This is a genomic window from Hyalangium versicolor, from assembly GCF_020103695.1.
Taxonomy (GTDB): domain Bacteria; phylum Myxococcota; class Myxococcia; order Myxococcales; family Myxococcaceae; genus Hyalangium; species Hyalangium versicolor.
Genome location: NZ_JAHXBF010000045.1, coordinates 1 through 19,630, shown reverse-complemented (window position 1 = coordinate 19,630; position 19,630 = coordinate 1). Strand labels below are relative to the sequence as shown.

General features: G+C 67.8%; 16 protein-coding genes. 6 read left to right on the top strand and 10 right to left on the bottom strand.

Annotated features, from left to right (window positions below):
- The first annotated feature begins 74 nt into the window (after positions 1 to 74).
- Entirely contained in the window at positions 75 to 986 is a 912-nt protein-coding gene (locus tag KY501_RS49550; RefSeq protein WP_224372497.1) for a LysR substrate-binding domain-containing protein, read from the top strand.
- Positions 987 to 1,093: 107 nt separating this feature from the next.
- Here the strand turns inward: KY501_RS49550 and KY501_RS53550 are convergent, their stop codons facing one another.
- Together KY501_RS53550 and KY501_RS49545 are read right to left on the bottom strand one after the other, a co-directional pair.
- On the bottom strand, positions 1,094 to 1,222 hold the full coding sequence (locus KY501_RS53550) for a hypothetical protein (protein ID WP_255637482.1): 129 nt from the start codon (positions 1,220 to 1,222) through the stop codon (positions 1,094 to 1,096).
- Positions 1,223 to 1,523: 301 nt separating this feature from the next.
- Positions 1,524 to 2,072, bottom strand: coding sequence for a DUF2378 family protein (locus tag KY501_RS49545; RefSeq protein ID WP_224372496.1), 549 nt, complete (start codon positions 2,070 to 2,072; stop codon positions 1,524 to 1,526).
- Positions 2,073 to 2,373: 301 nt separating this feature from the next.
- Here KY501_RS49545 and KY501_RS49540 point away from each other — a divergent pair, with 301 nt between their 5' ends.
- Positions 2,374 to 4,176, top strand: coding sequence for a sigma 54-interacting transcriptional regulator (locus tag KY501_RS49540; RefSeq protein WP_224372494.1), 1,803 nt, complete (start codon positions 2,374 to 2,376; stop codon positions 4,174 to 4,176).
- Between the two features lie 15 nt (positions 4,177 to 4,191).
- Here the strand turns inward: KY501_RS49540 and KY501_RS49535 are convergent, their stop codons facing one another.
- The gene (locus KY501_RS49535; protein ID WP_224372492.1) at positions 4,192 to 4,512 is read right to left on the bottom strand and encodes a hypothetical protein; all 321 of its coding nucleotides are present in this window, start codon (positions 4,510 to 4,512) and stop codon (positions 4,192 to 4,194) included.
- Positions 4,509 to 6,083, bottom strand: a complete 1,575-nt coding sequence (locus KY501_RS49530) for a serine hydrolase domain-containing protein (RefSeq protein ID WP_373691735.1) — start codon at positions 6,081 to 6,083, stop codon at positions 4,509 to 4,511. Before KY501_RS49530 ends, KY501_RS49535 begins: the two co-directional genes overlap by 4 nt.
- Before the next feature lie 155 nt (positions 6,084 to 6,238).
- Between KY501_RS49530 and KY501_RS49525 the strand changes: the two genes are divergently transcribed.
- Positions 6,239 to 7,996 carry an MASE1 domain-containing protein gene (locus KY501_RS49525; protein ID WP_224372488.1) on the top strand — a complete coding sequence of 586 codons (1,758 nt, stop codon included), beginning with the start codon at positions 6,239 to 6,241 and terminating at the stop codon, positions 7,994 to 7,996.
- On the opposite strand, the gene KY501_RS49520 is transcribed toward KY501_RS49525, so the two are convergent.
- The 3 genes from KY501_RS49520 to KY501_RS49510 form a co-directional block, all read right to left on the bottom strand.
- A complete protein-coding gene (locus tag KY501_RS49520) occupies positions 7,993 to 8,484 on the bottom strand; it encodes a hypothetical protein (protein ID WP_224372486.1) in 492 nt (163 codons plus the stop codon). The genes KY501_RS49525 and KY501_RS49520 overlap by 4 nt on opposite strands.
- 183 nt (positions 8,485 to 8,667) lie before the next feature.
- Positions 8,668 to 9,294, bottom strand: coding sequence for a cell wall protein (locus KY501_RS49515; protein ID WP_224372484.1), 627 nt, complete (start codon positions 9,292 to 9,294; stop codon positions 8,668 to 8,670).
- Between the two features lie 359 nt (positions 9,295 to 9,653).
- The gene (locus KY501_RS49510) at positions 9,654 to 9,854 is read right to left on the bottom strand and encodes a hypothetical protein (protein ID WP_224372483.1); all 201 of its coding nucleotides are present in this window, start codon (positions 9,852 to 9,854) and stop codon (positions 9,654 to 9,656) included.
- A 216-nt stretch (positions 9,855 to 10,070) separates the two neighbouring features.
- Here KY501_RS49510 and tkt point away from each other — a divergent pair, with 216 nt between their 5' ends.
- Complete coding sequence (gene tkt, locus KY501_RS49505) at positions 10,071 to 12,125, top strand: transketolase (RefSeq protein ID WP_224372481.1); 2,055 nt, start codon at positions 10,071 to 10,073, stop codon at positions 12,123 to 12,125.
- 61 nt (positions 12,126 to 12,186) lie between these two features.
- Here the strand turns inward: tkt and KY501_RS49500 are convergent, their stop codons facing one another.
- A complete protein-coding gene (locus KY501_RS49500; RefSeq protein WP_224372479.1) occupies positions 12,187 to 12,795 on the bottom strand; it encodes a GNAT family N-acetyltransferase in 609 nt (202 codons plus the stop codon).
- Between the two features lie 290 nt (positions 12,796 to 13,085).
- Here KY501_RS49500 and KY501_RS49495 point away from each other — a divergent pair, with 290 nt between their 5' ends.
- Positions 13,086 to 14,003: an IS66 family transposase gene (locus KY501_RS49495; protein WP_224372478.1), complete on the top strand. Its 918-nt coding sequence runs from the start codon at positions 13,086 to 13,088 to the stop codon at positions 14,001 to 14,003.
- Between the two features lie 7 nt (positions 14,004 to 14,010).
- Here KY501_RS49495 and KY501_RS49490 read toward each other — a convergent pair whose 3' ends face one another.
- Together KY501_RS49490 and KY501_RS49485 are read right to left on the bottom strand one after the other, a co-directional pair.
- Positions 14,011 to 14,805 carry an HNH endonuclease gene (locus KY501_RS49490; RefSeq protein ID WP_224372476.1) on the bottom strand — a complete coding sequence of 265 codons (795 nt, stop codon included), beginning with the start codon at positions 14,803 to 14,805 and terminating at the stop codon, positions 14,011 to 14,013.
- A gap of 69 nt (positions 14,806 to 14,874) precedes the next feature.
- A complete protein-coding gene (locus KY501_RS49485) occupies positions 14,875 to 16,404 on the bottom strand; it encodes an AAA family ATPase (RefSeq protein ID WP_224372474.1) in 1,530 nt (509 codons plus the stop codon).
- Between the two features lie 777 nt (positions 16,405 to 17,181).
- On the opposite strand from KY501_RS49485, the gene KY501_RS49480 reads away from it, so the two are divergent.
- Positions 17,182 to 19,560, top strand: coding sequence for a metallophosphoesterase (locus KY501_RS49480; protein ID WP_224372472.1), 2,379 nt, complete (start codon positions 17,182 to 17,184; stop codon positions 19,558 to 19,560).
- Positions 19,561 to 19,630 lie beyond the last annotated feature (70 nt).

Here is a 19,630-nt window from a genome sequence, read left to right as displayed (position 1 = left end):
CGGAGTGACGTGTCAGCGAGGCCAAAACCCCTGGAAGTTGGAAGGGTTGCGCAACACGGTGATAGCGTGCGCCAATGATGTGGGCTCCACACCCCTTCACGCTCCGGCAGCTGCAGTACGTGGTGGCCGTGGCGGATGCGCTGAGCTTCCGGAAAGCCGCCGCGCTGTGTCACGTCTCCCAGCCGTCCCTCAGCGCGCAGCTGGCGCAGTTGGAGGAAGCGCTCGGGGTGCGCATCTTCGAGCGAGATCGCCGGCGTGTGCTGCTGACCCAGGCGGGCAAGGAGCTGGTGGAGCGTGCGCGTCAGCTCCTGGTGGAGGCCGATGATCTCACCGAGGCGGCCCGGCGTGCGAGTGATCCGCTCAGCGGCACCCTGCGCCTGGGCGTCATCCCCACCGTCTCGCCCTACCTGCTGCCGACGATCGCTCCGGCCCTGCGCAAGGCCTTCCCGCGCCTGACGCTGCTGTGGGTGGAGGACAAGACGGAGACGCTCGTGCACGCGCTCGGCACCGGGTCCCTGGATGCCGCGCTGGTGGCGCTGGAGGCGGAGCTCGGGGACGTGGAGCACGAAGTCATCGCCGAGGATCCCTTCGTCCTGGCCATGGCTCCCGGGCACCCGCTGGGCGCGCGCAAGTCCGAGGCACCTCACTCGGAACTCCAGGGCGCGGACGTGCTCCTGCTGGACGAGGGCCACTGCTTCCGCGAACAGGCGCTGGCCTTCTGCTCCAAGGCTCGCGCGCACGAGCTGGAGTTCCGCGCCACCAGCCTGTCCACGCTGACGCAGATGATCGCCGCCGGAGCGGGCGTCACCCTGCTGCCGCGCCTGGCCGTCCCCACGGAGGTGAGCCGCAGCAAGCTTCAGGTACGGCCTCTGGCGGCCCCGGTGCCCAAGCGAACTCTGGCGCTGATATGGCGCAAGCGCTCCTCGCTCCAGACGGCGCTGCGGCAGGTGGCCGCGACGGTTCGCTCCGCGTACCCGAAGGCCTAGGCCCCAAAAAGAAGATGACGGGCTCGCCCCCCACCCCAATCCTCCGCCAAGGGGAGCGGACCCGTCATCCAGACTCACAAATTCTCAAGAAGAGGAAGGCGGGCGCCTCAGACGAAGCCGCCCAGGAAGTCCTGCAGCTTGCGCCGCTCGGGGCGCTCGGGACGCGGGGACGCGGGAGGCTGCACGCGCGTCCCACCGCACTGCGAACAGAGGGGCTCAACCCCCGGCTGTGTCACACGCGGCGCCTCATTCGAGCGGGGCTCACATACACACGTACGCGGCATCACCAGGGAAGCGTCGCTCCCGCTCTGCACTGTCGCGTTGTCGAGCCGCATCTTCGTTTCCTCTCTCATCCCCCGGGGGATTTCTCTGGAGCCGTCCTCTCCCCCCGAATCAACGAGGCCGGCTCAATCCTGCTGACGCCCCACCACTTGTGACGATTGCCCGTCTGCTCGGTGGAACACGCTCTGCTGCCCCGGGCTCTTCCTCTGTTGGTCGGGGCTGCGCTGTTCGGATCGAACGAGCGGGCCCGACATATCAATCCCAGGAAATCTCGTATTCACTATCGAGCATCCCTGTGGGACGCCCACTGACATTCACATTGCGAGCCCCCGCTACCTCCAGGACGCCTTGCAGAAGGCCCTTGGTGTAGGCGGGCGGGGTGAAGTCTCGCTGTGCGATGAAGAGACCCGAGCGCTCTCCGGCTGACCACACCACCCGACGCTCGCCGAAGCTGACCGCGGTGCGGTAGCTGGTGGGGAACTGGTTGAGCAACCTGCGGGGGCTGCCACTGGCCAGCAGCATCATCGTCTTGCCAGGGGCCGAGGCGAGAAAGTCTCGCGCGGCTTGAGCCCCCATGCGCCGGAGCACCCCGGCGCCCCCACCCGCGTGCGGCCCGACCGTCCGCACCACCTCGAGCGTCATCCGCAGCAGGTCCGCCACGGGATAGTTGAAGAAGTCGATGAAGCGCTTCTCTCCAATGATTTGCTGGCAGCGGTCTGCGGTCTCGCCCCCACCGAATGCTCGAGCGACCTCGAGCGCCCCGTTGAAGAAAATCCCGCGTGCCGTATCCGTGGGGCCGGCCATGGCCATTCGGTGTCGGAGCTGTCGCTCCACGTCCAGGTCAAGTACGGGTTGTATTGACTCGGGTTGTACGTGCATGGAAGGAGACGTCCTGGTGAAGACCTGGTGGAGCAGGGCCGCAGACCGCTGCCGGGAAAACACATGAGCAGGATCCAGGCCAGACACCAGGTGCCCAGAAACCAAGGACTTACGGCCGAGGCCTCATTTCAGGGCTGAAGCCTCCTTGCCATAAATGCCGCAGTCGAGGCGTGAAATTTCAATGGGCTGAGCCCATACTTCATTCTTGAAGCATGAAGATTCACGTATGAAGCGAACCCGCGACCTCGCCTTTATCGATCGCAGCCCACGCAAGCCCCTGTACGTCCAGGTGGTGACGCAGCCGGCATTACATGGGTGCTGGTCGGTCAACATCAGCGAGACGGGCATCGGTCTGGTGGCCACGCCGCGGGAAGGGGCGGAGGAGGGGCCTCGCGAGGGGCAGGAAATCGAGATGGCGTTCTCGCTGCCGGACTCGCACGCGCGCATCCGGGTGCGGGGCGAGGTGCGGTGGCGGCACGACACGGAGGGCGCCGAGGGCGGCACGGTGACGGCGCTGGGCGTGGTGTTCCAGGCCTTCGAGGGCTCGGACCGGGTGACACTGGCGCGCTACCTGCTGGAGAGCGCGCTGCATGTGGCGGTGGCGTATGCGACGGAGCCGCAGGCGCGCACCATCCGCACGGCGTTGGATGGGCACGCGCGGCTGGGCTTCGCGCAGTCGGCGGCGGAGATCCACACGCTGCTGGCGCGCGGAGACGTGGCGGTGCTCATCGTCGCGGGGGGGGACGAGGTGGAGGCGCTGTCGTTGGTGGAGCAGTTGACGGCGCGGCGCATGGAGGAGGTGGATGCCACGGGGGCGGCGCCGCCCAGTGACATGGCGGCGCGCATCGTCTGCTGCGCGCCCGCGACGCCGGAGCGGCTCGTTGGACTGTTCAACTCGGGCAGCATCTTCCGAGCACTGGGACCCGTGCCCGAGGTGGCGGAGATACGGCAGGCGGTGCTGGACGCGGGGCGCGAACATGGCGTGCGCACCGAGCAGCGGCGCATGGGCTTGGAGCTGGAGCGCAACCTGCTGCGCGAACGCGCGTTGATGAGCGGGCCCGCGGGCGCTCCGACACAGGCGGACGGAGATGGGCCTGGCTTCTTGAGTCCGGCGATGCAGCGGGTGATGGAGCTGGTGCGCGTGGCGGCGCCCCACCGGGTCGCGGTGCTGCTACAGGGCGAGACGGGAACGGGCAAGGAAGTGCTGGCGCGCATCATCCACCGGATGAGCGGGCGCGGAGACGTGCCGCTGGTGGTGCAGGACTGCGGCGCGCTGACGGAGACGCTGCTGGAGAGCGAGCTGTTCGGCCACGTGAAGGGCGCCTTCACCGGCGCGGTGGCGGACCACCCGGGCCTGTTCGTGCTGGCCGACGGCGGCACCATCTTCCTGGACGAAATCGAGAACACGACGCCCAACCTCCAGATCAAGCTGCTGCGCGTGCTGGAGGGCGGAGATGTGAGGCCGGTGGGCGGCACGCAGGTGCGGCACGTGGACGTGCGCGTGGTGGCGGCGAGCAACAGGGATTTGGCCCAGGAGGTGCGCGCGGGCCGCTTCCGAGCGGACCTGTTCTACCGGCTCAACAGCTTCACGATTGACTTGCCCCCGATGCGCGAGCGTCCCGAGGACGTGCTCTCGCTGGCACGGCACTTCCTGGAGCTGTTCAACCGGGCGTTGAAGCGCTCGGCGAGCGGGCTCGCGGCGGACGCGGAGGAGACGCTGCTGTCGTACGCGTGGCCGGGCAATGCGCGCGAGCTGCGCAACGTGATGGAGCGCGCGGTGCTGCTGTCCCAGCCGGGAGAACTGGTGACGCGCCGGTTGCTGCCTCCGACGCTGGTGGGCGCGCGGCCGGGGAGCCCGGTGATGGGAGGCTCGCTGAAGGCGCGGATGGAGCTGGTGGAGCGGGACATCATCCGCGAGGCACTGGAGCAGCACGGCGGCGTGCTGCGGCGCGCGGCGGTGGCACTGGGCATGGATCCAGTCACCCTGGGGCGCCGGGCCCGCCGTCATGGGCTGTGGAAGGGCAACTGAGCCGTCCGCTCGGGCTCACTCGTCCAACACGCAGCCATCGCGAGCGTCCACGTAGTGGGCTCGTGCACCCCACAACAGCAGCGCCGAGGTCTCCACCGCCTTGTGCTCGAAGTCGATGGTGAGGCTCGCCACGGCCGGATCGGCCTTCACGAAGGCTCGGCAGAACGCCTCGTCCCGCTCCATCACGAAGAGGCACGAGCACGCGTCCTTGGCCGTGTACGACGTCACCAGCACCAGATCGTTGTTGCCGTACCTGTGCCGGCTGTTGCCGCCCCCAAAGGAGACCAGCGCGGGTGCCAGGGCCCCTAACAACACCGCGAGCAGCGTGCGCTTCATGGCGCGCCCTCCACCAACGGGATGACGTGCGCGAGGAAGGTGTTGAGATCGAAGGCCTTCTTCCGATCGTCGGACATGCGCACCACCACCAGGTCCAGCGAGGGGATGATGGTAACGGACTGGCCCCAGTGCCCGCGCATCGCGAAGGCATCCTCGGGCACGTCCGGCCAGGGCCTCTGGTCCTGGAAGCCCGGCACCGGGCGATTGAGCCAGAACGATCGGCCCGTCACGTCTCCCGCGTCCCAGTCCACGCGCTTCTGCTTCAGAGGCTCGGAGGGCTCCACGGAGGCTGCCATCCATCCCTCGGGCAGCAGGCGCTGGCCCTCCCAGCAACCATCATTGAGGAAGAAGTAGCCCAGCTTCGCCCAGTCGCGCGGCGTGGCGTGCAGCAGCGAGGAGCCCACGAGCACGCCCTTGCCATCCCGCTCGAACGTGGCGCTGCGCACTCCGACCGGGTCGAACAGCAGCTTCCATTCCCATCGCTCCCCGAAGCGCGGCGCCATGGCCGCCCCCACCACTCCCGCCAGCAGCGTGGTGTCGCCCGAGGAGTACTCCCAGCTCGTCCCTGGCTTGTCCCGCAGCGCGTGCGAGGTGATGAACCCCACCATGTCCCGGCGCCCCACTCCATAGAGCATCGCCAGCACCGAGGACGTCTGGAGCGAGTTGTCCTCGTAGCCCTCCTTCCAGTCCAGCCCCGAGCCGAACTCGAGCAGGTGGCGCGGGGTGATGGCGCACGTGGCCTCGTTCGTCACCTTCACGTGCTTGCAGATGGAGTCATCCAGCGTCAGCACGCCGTGCGCCACCGCGAGCGCCGTGAGCGCGTTCGTCACACTCTTCGACATGGACCAGCCCAGGTGCCGCTGGTCTGCCTTGAATCCTCGCCCATAGCGCTCGTAGACCAGACGCCCTCGGTGGATGATGACCACCCCGTCCGTGCGCACACCGTTGCGCTCCTCGTCCTTGCCCTCCAGCGTGAAGGCGTAGTCCTCGAAGGCCTTGAGCGCCTTCTCGCGCCCCGCCGGCAATGCGCCCGTGGGCCAGTCCTGCGTCGGCCACACCTCTCGCTCGGGGCACGCCGCATCCGCGAGCCTCGGGTCGGTGAGCAGGGCCACGAGCACCAGAGGAACAGCTCTTGGGACAGCGCCCGAACGGCGCATCCGCGCCACCACCACCGCTGGCAACAGCACCACCTCCATCCCGGTCAGCAGCGCCACATCTCCCAACCTGCGCGCCGAGGCCCCCATCCCGATCGCGCCCACCAACACCAACACCTGGAGCCCGATCCCCAGCCCCAGCGCGGAGCCCCAACGGGATCTTCCTGATCCCGAGCCGCGGTTCCAGGTGCTGGCTGCCACCACGGCCAGGGGAGGCAGCACCAGGAAGAGCAACAGCGCGGGCGGCGCCACCAGCACCGTGTTGGAGCCGAGCGTGCCCACCCATGCCCCCACCCACATCGACAGCGGTACGAAGATCAGCGCCGCGGCCGCGCTCGCAGCCCATCGGCTCGAACTCCTGGGAGGCCGTGCCTCCGCGCTGCCCGAGGGGGCACCTTCTGTTGAAGAACTCAACACTCCAGCGACTTCCGGCGAAGGCATGGTTCGGCGTCTTAACATCCGCATGGCCCTTTGGAGCAGTCGCATCCTGCGCCGCTCGCCACCTGTGTCACTCTGTTCCGCGCTGCGATTCCCAACCGAGGCGTCATGGCCTCGGGGTGTTGGGGGGGAATGTGGTCCAGGACAAACTCATCCTGCCGCGCTGGCATCCGATGGCGCGTCTTGCGCTCTTCGCCGGGCTCTATCTGGGCCTGGCCAGGCTCGGCGTGGAGGTCTCCGCTGTCACCGAGCACGTCTCCGCCGTGTGGCTCCCCAGTGGCCTGTTGCTCCTGACGCTGCTCCAGAGTCCGGCACGCCACTGGCCCGCGGTGTCACTCACCACGGTCACCCTGGCATTCTTCATCCAACACTCTGATCCATCCCGAGTCCTGACCCTCCTCGTCGGCGGCTGCTGTGCTCTCGAGGGGCTCCTGGGGGCCGGGCTCCTGCGCTGGCTGATCGGCCCCCGCCTGGAACTCCACCGGGTGCGGGATGTGCTCGGGCTGGTGACGCTGTCCGCCGGACTCAGCAGCCTGCTCGCCGCGGCCCTGGCCGTCGCCTCCATGGCGCTCCTGGGAGCCATCCCCTGGGAGCATTACTGGCCCACGTGGTGGGTGTTCTGGGTTGGCGACGCCATGGGCGTGCTCGTGGTGGTACCGCTGGTGCTCGCCTGGCGGAGCGGACTCGAACACTGGGAGCGCCTCCGCCGCTGGGAGCTGGGCGTGTCCCTGCTCGCCCTGGGGCTCGTCACCCACCTCATCTTCCGCGGAGAGCCACTGGATCCGTGGATCCTCCAACCCCTGGTGTACCTGTTCCTGCCCTTCATCCTCTGGGCCGCCCTTCGCTTCGAGGCCGTGGGCGCCACCACCGCCACCGCCATCGTCTCCACCGTGGCCCTCTGGCACACCGCTCACGGCCACGGCCCCTTCGCCCTGCCCACGCTCCAGCACCACCGGAGCGTCGCCGCCTTGCCCGACGGGAAGCGCGACGGCCTCGAGCCCACCTTCAAGGCCTCGGAGCCGCAGCACAACCAGAACCTGGCGATGCTCCAGTTGTTCCTCGGCGCCATCAACCTCTCCGGCCTGCTGCTGGCCGCCGCGCTCGGCGAGCGTCGCCGCGCCCAGCTCGAGGTGTCCGCGCTCAACCTGGAGCTCCGTCAGTCCGTGGCGAGCCTCGCCCGGACACAATCCGAGCTCGTGGCACGCGAGCGCATGGCGGTGCTCGGCGAGCTGTCCGCCACCCTCGCCCATGAGGTGCGCAACCCTCTGGGCGCCATCGCCAACTGTGTCTCGGCGCTGCGCCACCTTCCCGGACGCCAGCACCCGGCCCAGGAGGAGGAGCTGCTCAACATCATCGTCGAGGAGGTTCAGCGGCTGGATCAGCTCGTGCGCGAGCTGCTCGACTTCGCGCGGCCGGTGCAGCCTCAGCCGCGCCCCGAGCCACTCGAAGGCCTGGTGGAGGGGGCGCTCTCCTCCGCGCTGCGCTCCCAGGCCATGAACTCCCGTGTCACGGTGCAGCGGGAAATCTCTCCGAACCTGCCGCCCGTGCTGGTGGACCCGCCGCTGCTCCACCTGGCCCTGGCCAACCTCTTCACCAACGCCCTGCAGGCCATGCCCGACGGGGGCTCGCTCCACGTGCGCATCGCTCGCGAGGAGCGGGCCGCCCCGCGGCTCATGCTCTCCATCTCCGACACCGGGCGCGGCATGCCTCCCGAGGTGCAGCGGCGCATCTTCGAGCCGTTCTTCACCACGCGCTCCAACGGCGTCGGGCTGGGACTGTCCATCGTCCTGCGCATCGTCGAGGGCCACCTGGGCCAGCTCGAGGTGCGCAGCGCCGAGGGGCTCGGCACCACCTTCACCCTGCGACTGCCGTGCGCGGAGCTGCCGGCCTAGAACGGGATGTCGTCGTCCGTGTGCGGAGGCGGCTCGCTGTCATCCCGGGCCGACGACGGCGGGCCACCGCGATCCTCGTCCCCGCCTCCACCGCCGCCCTGCCGGGCAATCTCCGCCTCGATGGCCGCCAGCAGCGCGCGCTCCTTGTCATGCCACCGAGACTTGCTCGGGTCGTTCAAAGAGCGCCGGGCGCCGTTGGCGTAGTACTCCAGGTCCTGCATCGTGGCCCCTCGGATGGGCCCACCCTTGCTGCGGCCGTAGTTGGGGAACACCCCCCCATCGCCCCCGCCGCCTCCACCCGCGCTGGCCGCCCGCCGAGGCGCCGGAGCCGACACCGGCGCAGCCTCCGGGGTGCCGCCGATGAAGAGCTCGCCCATGCGCAGCGTGAAGCCGTCCTCGTGCTTGAACGCGGTTCCCACGCGCACGTGCTCCACGCGCCCATCGGCACGTCGCACCGCCACGGAGACCGGATAGCCTTGCTCGCTCATGCCGCCCGAATCCCATCCCCTGGCAGGTCTGTCAACGGCCGTGTGACCTGTCGTGTCGGGAACGCAAGGCCCTCCGTGAGCCGCTCTCCCGAGCGTCCGGCCAGCCTCGACACCGCGGAGCCATGCCCCGCGGTTCCAGGGATTCGAAGTTCAGCGCAGGCCCTCCCAGAGGGAGCGCCCGGCTCAGTGCAGGGAGACCATCCCCGCGCCGCCCTTCTTGCGCACCCAGGCCTTGGGCTTGGGCGGCTCCTTGGGAGCGGCGGGCTCAGGCTGGCGGTCACGGGCCGCGGCCCGGCCTCGAGGCAGCGTCACGTCCTTCGCGGAGTGAGGAGCCGCGTCATCCACCCAGTCCGCCGGGCGACGGTTGGTGCGGATGAGCAGGCGCAGCTTCTGGTAGTGCGCAGAGCAATAGCCCTTGGAGCGCGCCGGCCGCTTGCAGCCCACCACCGCACAAGCGCGGGTGGAGGAAGAAGGAGCCGCCGCGGGAGCCGCCTTGCCCTTCTTGGCCTTCACCGGAGCGGCCGCAGGGGCGCGCGCGGGAGCCGCAGCAGGAGCGCGCGCGGGAGCCGCCTGCGGAGCGCGCGCGGGAGCTGCCCGCGGCTGAGGCGCGGCCACCTTGGCCTGGGCGTGGCGAAGAACCGCCTCCCTGCCTCTCTGGCCGAGCAGGGGCGCCAGCCTCCCTGTCACGTCTCGCAAGACTTGGAGGGAGTTCAACCCCCGCTCCAGCTGAACGATGGATTTCTGGAGCGGGCTGAGCTGGGCCGTCAGCTCGCGCCGAATCATCTCTCGAAGCGCTTTTTCAAAGGACATGCACTGCCACATATACACCGGTGGCCCCGCCGTAGTGAGTCTTGCTTTACCCCAAGGCAAAAAAAGAGCCCCGAGGTTGCCCTCGGGGCCGCTGTTTACCGAGCGCGAGCGCTCAGCTTGAACCGCCGGTTGCGCCGCCGGGAGCGCGGGACCACCCACGCCACCCACAGCACCAGCACCGCTGGAATGAAGAGTTGAACCATGACCATCCCCCCGAGCTGAAACCCCCCGTCAGACAGGACGGGAGCCCCCCAGGTGTTGCTGAAATGGGCGCACGCAGCCACGGAGCCCTCTGGGACATGCGCCCGCGAGGCCCACGCTCTACTGCGTCACCCTGACATTGCCTGCCGCGAGAGCCCTCAGCCCTCGCTCTTCACCTGCGCCTGCGGCCGCTCGGCCTCCGACACGGACTTGCCGGAGGACTCGGCCGGGCGCGGAACCTCTCGCTGCACTTCCACTTTCGGGGTGGGGGCTGGATGGGGAACCGGTGTCGCCCACGCGCGCACCACCGCCACCCCCACCCACAACACCAGCGCCGCCGGAACGAACAGATGACCCATGACACCTTCCCCTGTAACTGGAGCGGCGGCCTGGACGAGCGCCCCACCCGTTTCCTGAAACGAACCGGGACCGGCTCTATTTCGTCGCGAAGTGTAGGCCCCCGGTCTGACATTCCGTCCCACCCCGCACGTTCCACGCGTTTGGTGCGGCGTTCGCGCCTCGCTTGCGGCATGGTGCGCCCCACGACGCCGGGGGCAGACGAGGAACTCCCACTTATGACGACCGATACGCTCGACACACTGTCCATCAACACGCTCCGCACCCTGGCCATGGATGCGGTGGAGAAGGCCCACTCGGGGCACCCGGGCGCGCCCATGGCGCTGGCCCCCGTGGCCTACCAGCTCTGGCAGCAGGAGCTGCGGTACGACCCGGCCAGCCCCAGTTGGCCCAACCGCGACCGGTTCATCCTCTCCAACGGCCACGCCTCCATGCTGCTGTACGGGCTCTTGCACCTGAGCGGCGTGAAGCGCGTGAACCGGGACTCGGGCGTGGAGGACGTGCCCGCCGTCTCCATGGAGGATCTGCAGAAGTTCCGCCAGTTGGACAGCGTCACCCCCGGCCACCCGGAGTACCGGTGGACCTCCGGCGTGGAGACCACCACCGGCCCGCTGGGCCAGGGCGTCTCCAACAGCGTGGGCATGGCCATCGCCTCGCGGTGGTTGGCCAACCACTTCAACCGGCCGGGCTTCACCCTGTTTGACTATGACGTGTGGGCCCTGTGCGGCGACGGGGACATGATGGAGGGCGTGGCCAGCGAGGCCGCCTCCGTCGCCGGGCACCTCCAGCTGCCCAACCTGTGCTGGATCTACGACGCCAACCGCATCTCCATCGACGGCAGCACGGACCTGGCCTTCACCGAGGACGTGGGCCGGCGCTTCGAGGCCTATGGCTGGCGCGTGCTGCACGTTGACGATGCGAACGACCTGGGCGCCCTGTCCCAGGCGTACCGCACCTTCAAGGAGCAGCGCGGCAAGCCCACGCTCATCATCGTGCGCAGCCACATCGGCTTCGGCGCGCCGAAGAAGCAGGACACCGCGTCCGCTCACGGCGAGCCGCTGGGCGCCGAGGAGATCAAGGGCGCCAAGAAGGCCTATGGCTGGCCCGAGGATGCTCAGTTCCTGGTGCCCGACGGCGTGCGCGAGCGCTTCCAGGAGCGGCTCGGCGCCCGCGGCAAGCAGCTGCGCGAGGCGTGGGAGAAGTCGCTCGGCGAGTACCGGAAGCAGCACCCGGAGCTGGCCGATCAGCTCGAGCGCATGCAGCGCTTCGCCCTCCCCGAGGGCTGGGACAAGGAGCTGCCCTCCTTCCCCGCGGACGCCAAGGGCGTAGCCACTCGCGAGTCCAGCGGCAAGGTGCTCAACGCGCTGGCGAAGAACTACCCGTGGCTGCTGGGCGGCTCGGCGGACCTCAACCCGTCGACCAAGACGTACATCACCTCGTCGGGCCCCATGAAGCCGGGTGACCTGGGCGGGCGCAACATCCACTTCGGTGTGCGCGAGCACGCCATGGGCTCCATCGTGAACGGCCTGGCGCTGAGCAAGGTGCGCCCCTACGGCGCCACCTTCCTCATCTTCAGCGACTACCAGCGCCCGGCCATCCGCCTGTCCGCCATCATGGAGGTGCCCGCCATCCACATCTTCACCCATGACTCCATCGGTCTGGGCGAGGACGGGCCCACGCATCAGCCCGTCGAGCAGCTGTCCAGCCTGCGCTCCATCCCGGGCCTCATCGTCCTGCGCCCCGGGGACGCCAACGAGGTAGCCGAGGCCTGGCGCGTCATCGCCCACCAGACGCACCACCCGGTGGCGCTCGTGCTCACCCGCCAAGCCGTGCCCACGCTGGATCGCACGAAGTACGCCCCCGCCTCGGGCCTGGCCAAGGGCGCCTACGTGCTCGCCGACTCCGACGGCACGCCGGACCTCATCCTCATCGGCACTGGCAGCGAGGTGTCGCTGTGCCTGGAGGCCTCCGAGAAGCTCAAGGCCGAGGGCGTGAAGGTCCGCGTGGTGAGCATGCCCTCGTGGGAGCTGTTCGATCAGCAGGAGCAGAGCTACCGGGACTCCGTGCTGCCTCCGTCCGTGACGGCCCGAGTGGCCGTGGAGCAGGCCGCCGCGTTCGGGTGGGAGCGCTGGGTGGGGCTGCGCGGCTCCGTGGTTGGCATGCGCACCTTCGGCGCCTCCGCGCCCATCAAGGCCCTGCTGCAGAAGTTCGGCTTCACCGTGGACAACGTGGTGAAGGAGGCGAAGCAGGTGCTCGCCCAGGCGCGCAAGTAGCGCGTGCCGTGGTGGCTCGGGCTCTTTCGGGGCCCGAGCCTGTTCGTTGTCAGCTGCCTTCTTACCGCTGGGCCTTGCGTGAACCCTGGAGGTGCTTGCGCACCCGCTGCTTGCCCTTGGGACGCTCGGCGGCCAGTTCGAAGCCTTCCTCGAGGAACAGCGGCAGCGTGCCCGTGTATGCGAACGAGGCACCCAGCTTCACCGTGCCCTCGGGCAGCTTCACCGGATAGCCCTCCACGACCTTGGCTCCTCGCTTCTTCAGCACAGGGAGCGCTGCCTTCAGCAGGGTCCTGGCCACGCCCTGCCCTCGCCAGTCCTTGTGCACGAAGAAGCAGGGCAGTGACCAGACTTCATCCGCGTCCTCGCACTTCAGGCTGGGGGCGCGATCCAGCTTCTTGAACTCGCGCCTCGGGCCCAGCGCCAGCCAACCCACAGGCTCTTCGCCCACGAAGGCCAGGAGCCCTTGCGCCTCGCCGCCGCGCACCAGCGCCTTCATCCGCTGCTTGGCTTCGGCGCCCTTCACGTCGGCGTAGCGCTCACCCTTCTCCAGCCGCCAGAACATGCACCAGCAGCCCGCGCACGCTCCGTTCGCTCCGAACAGCTTCTCGAAGGCGGGCCACAACTCCGGCGTCAGCTCGCGCGTCTCGATCTGCGTGGCGCTCTTTTTCATCGCGCGGAGCTTAAACCTCCTCAATTCCAGGTCATGGCGGAATTCCTCCTCCTGTTGAGTCTGACCTGACAGGTCTTTCCGGATACCCGCTCGGGTCTCTACCCGGCGCGTCAGGGACAACCGAGGCAGTTTTCCCCTCCACACCCCTCCGTCCCCTCGAAGAGGCTGACCTGCAAGGTGGGGTGCCACCTACCTCTGATTTCAGGTTGGAAGGGCCTTGCCATCGACGGCATGTTGCAGGTAGTGAGGGAGGAGCCTCCCCTGTCGAGTCCTGTGCCCCAGTGTTCGCGATGCCTCGAGATCCGCTGCTCACAGCACGCCAGGGCGAGACGCTGACGCAGCAGCTCCAGTGGCTGACGCTCTTCATGGATCCGCTCGAGCCCCTGTGGCGCGCGGCCCTCGACGCCGTGCTGAGCGCTCCCGTCATGCACCTGGATTCCCGCGGCCTGCCCGTCGTCCTGGATGACTCCAAGCCCCTGGAGTCCAAGCTGGGCTCGTTCTGGGTCTATGTCGGCGGCTCCACGGCCCTCTTCGTCTACTCGCCCGCTGGCAAGGAACAGGATGGGCTCGGGCCCGAGAAGCTCCTCGCCAGGCGCCAGGGCTACGTAGTCACCAGTTGTTCCAGCCGCTTCGACTTCGTCTTCCAGCAACCCTCCCTCGTCCCCTGCGGCTGCAACCGAGAGGTACAACGCCTCTTGCTCCGCAGCGGTGACCCGCGAGCCACCAATGCCCTGAACCTCTTCCAACAGCTCTATGCCTTGGAAGATGAAACCCGCGGCCTCTCCCCCGAGGCGCGGCTCTCCCGGCGCCAGACCCAGAGCCGGCCCGGCTATGACGATCTGGTGCGCTGGTGCACGAAGCTGCGTCCAGATGAGCCCCCCTCCTCACCCCTGGGGCGGGCCGTCCATCACGTGCTCGATCATGAGGCGGCGCTGCGACGCTTCCTCGATGATGGCGTCATCCCCATCGACAACACGGTCATCGAGCAGCTCCCCGTGCGATCGGCGCTGGTTCGCAAGCCCCTGGTCGCCAGCAGTGACGCGGAGGCACAGCGCGCCGCCATCGTCTGCACCCTGTGGAGCTCCTGCCTGCTCGCTGGCGTCGAGCCCATCACGTATCTGCACGATGTGCTCGAGCGCCTGGCCCACGGCGTGCCCCCAGGCTCCATCGCCGAGCTGCTGCCCTCTCGTAGGCGGGCCCTGCACTGACAGGGCATCACACCGCCAGGCTTCGAAGCTGGACGAGCCCCTCGGTGCAGAACCACTCGCTCTCTCCGAGCGCCCTGTACATCGCCGTCTGCCACGAGTTCGGGTTGGCCTTCGCGCAGCTCTCCTCGTGGGAGCGCAGGTGGCTTCGGACGCCGTCCACTCCGGCCTTCTCCTGGAGCCCCAGCAAGAGGTGCTGCATGTTCATCAGCTCGTTCGCGGCCTGGGTCTTGTAGAGCCTTCCCAGCTTGTAGGTTCGGAAGTGGTGCCGTGCCCGCGCTCCCCAGATCGCTGGCCAGCTCGCAGGGGGCCGAACCGAGTAGCGCAGCGTGGGTGGCGTGTTCTCGACCACCTCCGCGTGGAGCCACGGCTCCTTCCCGAAGTCATCGAAATACGGATGGAAGGTCTGCTCCTCTGCCTTCCTCGGGATCGCGTCCTGCTTCCACTTGTTGCAGTCGCCGCAGGCCGGAACCAGGTTGGTCGGTGTCACGGCGAGCGCCGGGAACATCGCCTGCGGCAGTTGGTGATCCAGCGTCGACACCGGGAGGTGGCCGCACAGCGGACATATTCCCTTCGCCCTGAGCATCAGCGCGTCGTAGACGCGGCGCCCTGCCGAGCCGCTCCGGGCCATTCTCCTCTTGTAGAGGTCAGACATCTCCCGGGCCGTCACCTGTCCCGCGACGTCCTTGTGCTCCTCGAGCGTGTAGAGCCTCCCCGCCTTCGCGGTGGCATCGAACACCTGGGCCGCCGCCCCGATGTCCGGCGCCACCCGCAGGAAACGCTCCTTCAGCTCTGAATCCCTCACTCCCTCCACGCACCGGAGGAAGACAGTCGTTGGGTCTTGCTGTGGCTTGCCGAGATGGCGCATGGGAGTTCAGCTCGGGTCCTCGGATCCGCGTTCATCGACCAGCCCTCGGGCGATGATGCGCGCCTCCGTGCCCAGCTTCCCTCCAAAACGCTCCAGCACCGCCTCGTAGCGCCCCGTCTCCTCCACCGCCTCTTCCACCAGCTTGTGGAAGCCGGACCGCGTCGCCTCCAACCCGAAGACTTCCCGCGTGAGCACTCCCACGTTCTCGCCGAATGTCTCGAGCGCAGGCCTGTCGGCACGCACCTCCGTACCGGAACGGCGGAGGATCCACACGCAGGCGCTCGGCGCCTCCTGCAGCACCACCGGCGAGTGCGTGGCGATGATGGCCACCCCGTTGCGCTGCACAAGCAGGTCCGACAGGCTCCGCACGAAGGCCGCGAGCAGCGGCGGGTGCAGGTGCGCCTCGGGCTCGTCCAGCAGCACCAGGGTCCGCTCGTCCACCGCCTCCACCAGGCGCGTGAGGGTCAACAGGACAATCTTGTGACCCGAGCTCAGCCGATCGTAGAGCTGCCGTGCCCGCCCCTCCCAGCTGGTTTCCTCGTCCCCTTCCCAGAGCGTCGACGCGCCGGAGCCAGCGTCGCTCCTCGACAGCGCGGCCACATCCTCTTCCTGGAAGAGCGGATCCGCCTCGAGGGTCTCGAGCGCCCTTCGCCACCGCTCGGCGCGAGCACCCGAACGGCACCGGCCCACACTGCCAACGAAGTCCTCCGTCAGCTCCTCCACCGTCTTCGGAGGAAGTCTCCGGCCATTCTCTGCTTGCGCGGGTGCTTGCCTCAACCCCACGTAGGCGTAGCGGAGCGCGTGGGGCTCGGGCAACGGGCCGAAAGGATCAAAAGCGCTGAACGTGACGGAGACCAGGTTGGCGAAGAGCCCCGTGCCGCGCGCTTCGCCCTGCGACTCGAAGGCTCCTACCTCCGCGACATTCGGGTGCTGCTCCACCAGCGCCCGCGTCATGCGGTTCAGGCATCGCGTCTTTCCCGCGCCGTTCCTTCCGATGAGGACGTGGATGTTCGTCGGAGGCAATGAACTCGGAGTGACTTCGAAGCTCAAGGCGAGCGGCGACTCCTCGGGCGGATCCTTCCGTGGGAACGCGTAGGTGAATTCGAAGCCCTGGTGCTGCGCATCACCTTGGATGAGCCGGTGAAAGCGGCCTTGCACCATCGCCTCGGGAATGAAGCGCAGCAGCGAGCCGTGCAGCACCGGCTCCTGACGAGCGCTCTCCAACACGGAGAGATCGTCCGCGATGTCCCTCAGGCCCTTGAGGATGCGCTCGCCCAACGAGCCGGCCAGCTGGTGCAGCGTCTCGTAGTAGTTCTCGTCCTGCCCCAGTGAGAAGAACCGCTCATCCAGGGCGTCGAACTCACCGAGGGGCATGGGCCGATTGCCGGTCATGCCGCGCCGACCAATCTTCACCGCCCCGGCATCATGACGCGTCCCGCTCCCGTCGAAGACCACCAGCAGGTACGTGGTCTCGAATTGGCCCAGGTCAACCCACTCGTCTTCGAGCAGGAAGGCCTTCTCGCCCTCCGAGGCCATGTGAGTTTTGGCAGGAACGACGCTGAAAAGCATTCCGCGCGCCTCGAGTCCACTGGGGGGCTGCCGAGCGGAGTACCTCAATTGCCAAGAGTGGCAGAGAACCCACCAAGTGACGTTCGCCAAAGTAACTCACTCGGTTGGCCTCCGCGCTCATGCCAATGGGCTCGTCTCAGCGCACGCACTGGACAGCCCCCTGCAGGGGGTATGCTCGTGCACGCGTTTGATACAGGCGCAGTGGCACGGATGTGCCCAGATGCGACAGTTGCAGTGGGACCGTGAGGTGCACGGGCACAAGGATACAGGTCGCGGGTCCCTCGCTGCGGGGCGGGTCCCCCCGTCGCTGACGGGTCCTCCCGCCCCGGCGTCCCGCTCGCCCATGACACGCAGCCGTTCAACAGGGCGAGGAGTTTTCACTCAAGTGCGGGTCGCGGCGATCAAGCTGAGCCGCCCAGTTGGCGTTACCACACTGGGCCATGCGCGAGTGCTTCGAGAGCTTCTGAAACCAGGGCAGGCCTACCTACGTGGTGCGGGCTGTTCAGTTCTGTGCCAACAGCAGAGGCGGCCCCCCTCCGGGCGCGGTCTGGGCCAACTGGTATGCCTGTCGTACCAGTTCGGCTGACGCTCGCCGCCCCAGGGGTTCCTGCTTCATGCTGGGGCTCGTCATTCGCGGTAGAGGGCTCTACGCCAGATACTGCCCCTGCCGCACGGCCGCTGTGCCCTCGTGATAGCCTCTGGCAGGCTCCGACACATGTGGTCTCGTGTTCAAAGGAAGCCTTGATGTCCGCAACGCTGCGCATCCTCCACATCTCGGACCTGCATGCCGCCCACGGCCGGCACGCGTGGCGGCGGCAGCGGGTGCTCGGGGATTCATGGAGGCGCAATCTCGACGAACTGCTCGAGGATGGCCCGTTCGACCTCGTGTGCTTCACCGGAGATGTAGCCTACGGCGGCAGGGCGGATGAGTACTCTCTGGCCCAATCCCTCCTCGTTCAGATCCTCGAACCGCTCCGGCTCTCGATGGGCCGGCTCTTCGTAGTCCCCGGCAACCATGACATCGATCGCGATGTAGGGAAGGCTGCCTGGGAGACGCTTCGCAAGAACCATGGTCGCACCGAACCGGTCGCTCTGGCTCGATGGATGGCCGAAGACAAGCCACCCCTGGGCTATGAGAAAGGACAGCGCGACGAGCTTCTCTCCAGGCAGGCCGCGTACCGCCACTGGGTGGGCAAGACCCTCGGACGACCCGATCTGCTGCCTGAGAACTCTCCCCACGGCACTCTGGGTTTCCGCAGCTCGCTCCGGTTGCCCAACCTCCCAGACATCCACGTCATCGGCCTCGACTCCGCCTGGGCCGCAGGCGACGACAACGACTCGGGCAAGCTGCTGCTGACCGACGAGCAGGTGGGCGCCTTGACGACGGGCTCAGATGGCATGGCACTCCCGGGGTTCCGGCTGGCCCTCATCCACCACCCGCTCACCGACCTCTTCGATGGGAAGGATGCCTCCCAGCTCCTCGCCAACAACGTGGACCTACTCCTGCGCGGACACCTCCATGAGACGGCTGTCGAGACGCTGGTGGAACCGGGATGTACCTCGCGCCAGTTCGCCGCAGGGAGCCTCTATGCTAGCGATCGCTGGCCCAATGCCTGCCACGCCATCACTGTCTCCTTCGATGAACACGGCCGCCCCCGGCGGTATGCACTGCGCTTCAGGACCTGGTCGCCCCACGGGCACTGGTTCGATGACGGTGGTGTCTATCGTGAGGCACATAGCGGGCGGCTGTCGTGGTCACCTGCTTCTGCTCCTGTTCATGCTCAGGATACGCGCCCCCCACCGCTGGTCTTCATCGGCCGCGACACGGAGCTGAGCCGGATTGCCTGTTGCGTGCTCCCGGAGAATGACCGGCCACCTGTCCCCGTGTCGATCCAAGGGATGCCGGGAATCGGGAAGACCACCCTCGCCGAGCGCTTCTTCGCGCTCCACCAAGAGCGCTTCCCAGGAGGACTGCTGCGGCTGGTACTCGATCCCCAGGCGCCGCAACGGGCAGACCAGCTCCTTCAGCAACTCGCGGAGCGGCTCGACCTGTCTGTCGGCATGGAGGGATTGGCCGACCGGGTCCGCACGCATCTTCACAGCTCCAGAATGCTATTGCTGGTGGAGAACGTGGACTCGGAGCTGGCCGCCCAGGAGAGCGTGGCGCTGGTGCGTCAGTTTCGCGGCTGTCCTCTGCTGCTCTCCGGGCGTCTCCTGGGGCTCGGGGCTGCCGCTGGCTGGGAAATCATCGAAGTGCCGCTCTTCGGAGAGGCCCAGGCGCTGGAGCAACTCGATGATGAGTGGCGGCCTGCCCAACCCCATGAACTGCCGCAGCGGAAGGAACTGGCACGGGAGCTCGGCTACTTGCCCCTGGCCCTGCACCTAGCGGCGGGCTACTTGAGCATTGGCGGACTCGATGTCCCCCACTTCCTCGATGAGCTGCGCGCTCAGAGACTGAGGCTCGCCCCCAACGATAAATCCGACCGCTTGCTGGATGGTACTCATGATCCGGCGCGAGCAATTCTGGGCAGCACCTTCGAGCTGTCACTCCAGCTACTGCACAGCCAACTGGGTGCTGATGCAGAGCGGATGATTGCGGGGCTGGAAGCCCTGGGCCATGCATCGGCTCGTGGTTTTGGGGCCAAACTAGGCACCACCGTGGCGGACCTAAATGAGAGGGAGTTTCGCAAGCTCCTGCACAATGCGCTGCTGCTCTCTCTGATTTCCAAGATACCTCACACGGAGCGACCGGATGGGGCCTGGCGTATCCACCCCCTCGTGGCTGAGTTTCTCCGGCATCAGCCTGGAGCAAACGCAGGCATCGGTCGGCTGAGAGCGTGGTTCTTGACCAGATTGCCGACGCTCGGGCCTGGGAAGGAGCAGGAGCAGGGCCAACATTGGAACGAGCTGCACCAGGAGACTGACGCTCTCGTGGACTGGCTGGCACGGATTCCTCAGGAGGACATGGTCGAAGTTGAGCGAGCGGGCGCCCGGTATGCATGCCTCAACGGCCCCTACACGGCCTGGCTCTCCTTCTACGAAGAAGCCTTGCAGGCCCCCCTTTCGGACGATGCTAGTGGAGTGTCCGACAAGTCATTCGACATAGTCGTGGGGAATGAATAGCTCTGGTGGATGAGGAGACGACCGCCGCACCTGATCCATCTGGTCCCCGAAGAAGCAGCGTACTTGGAGA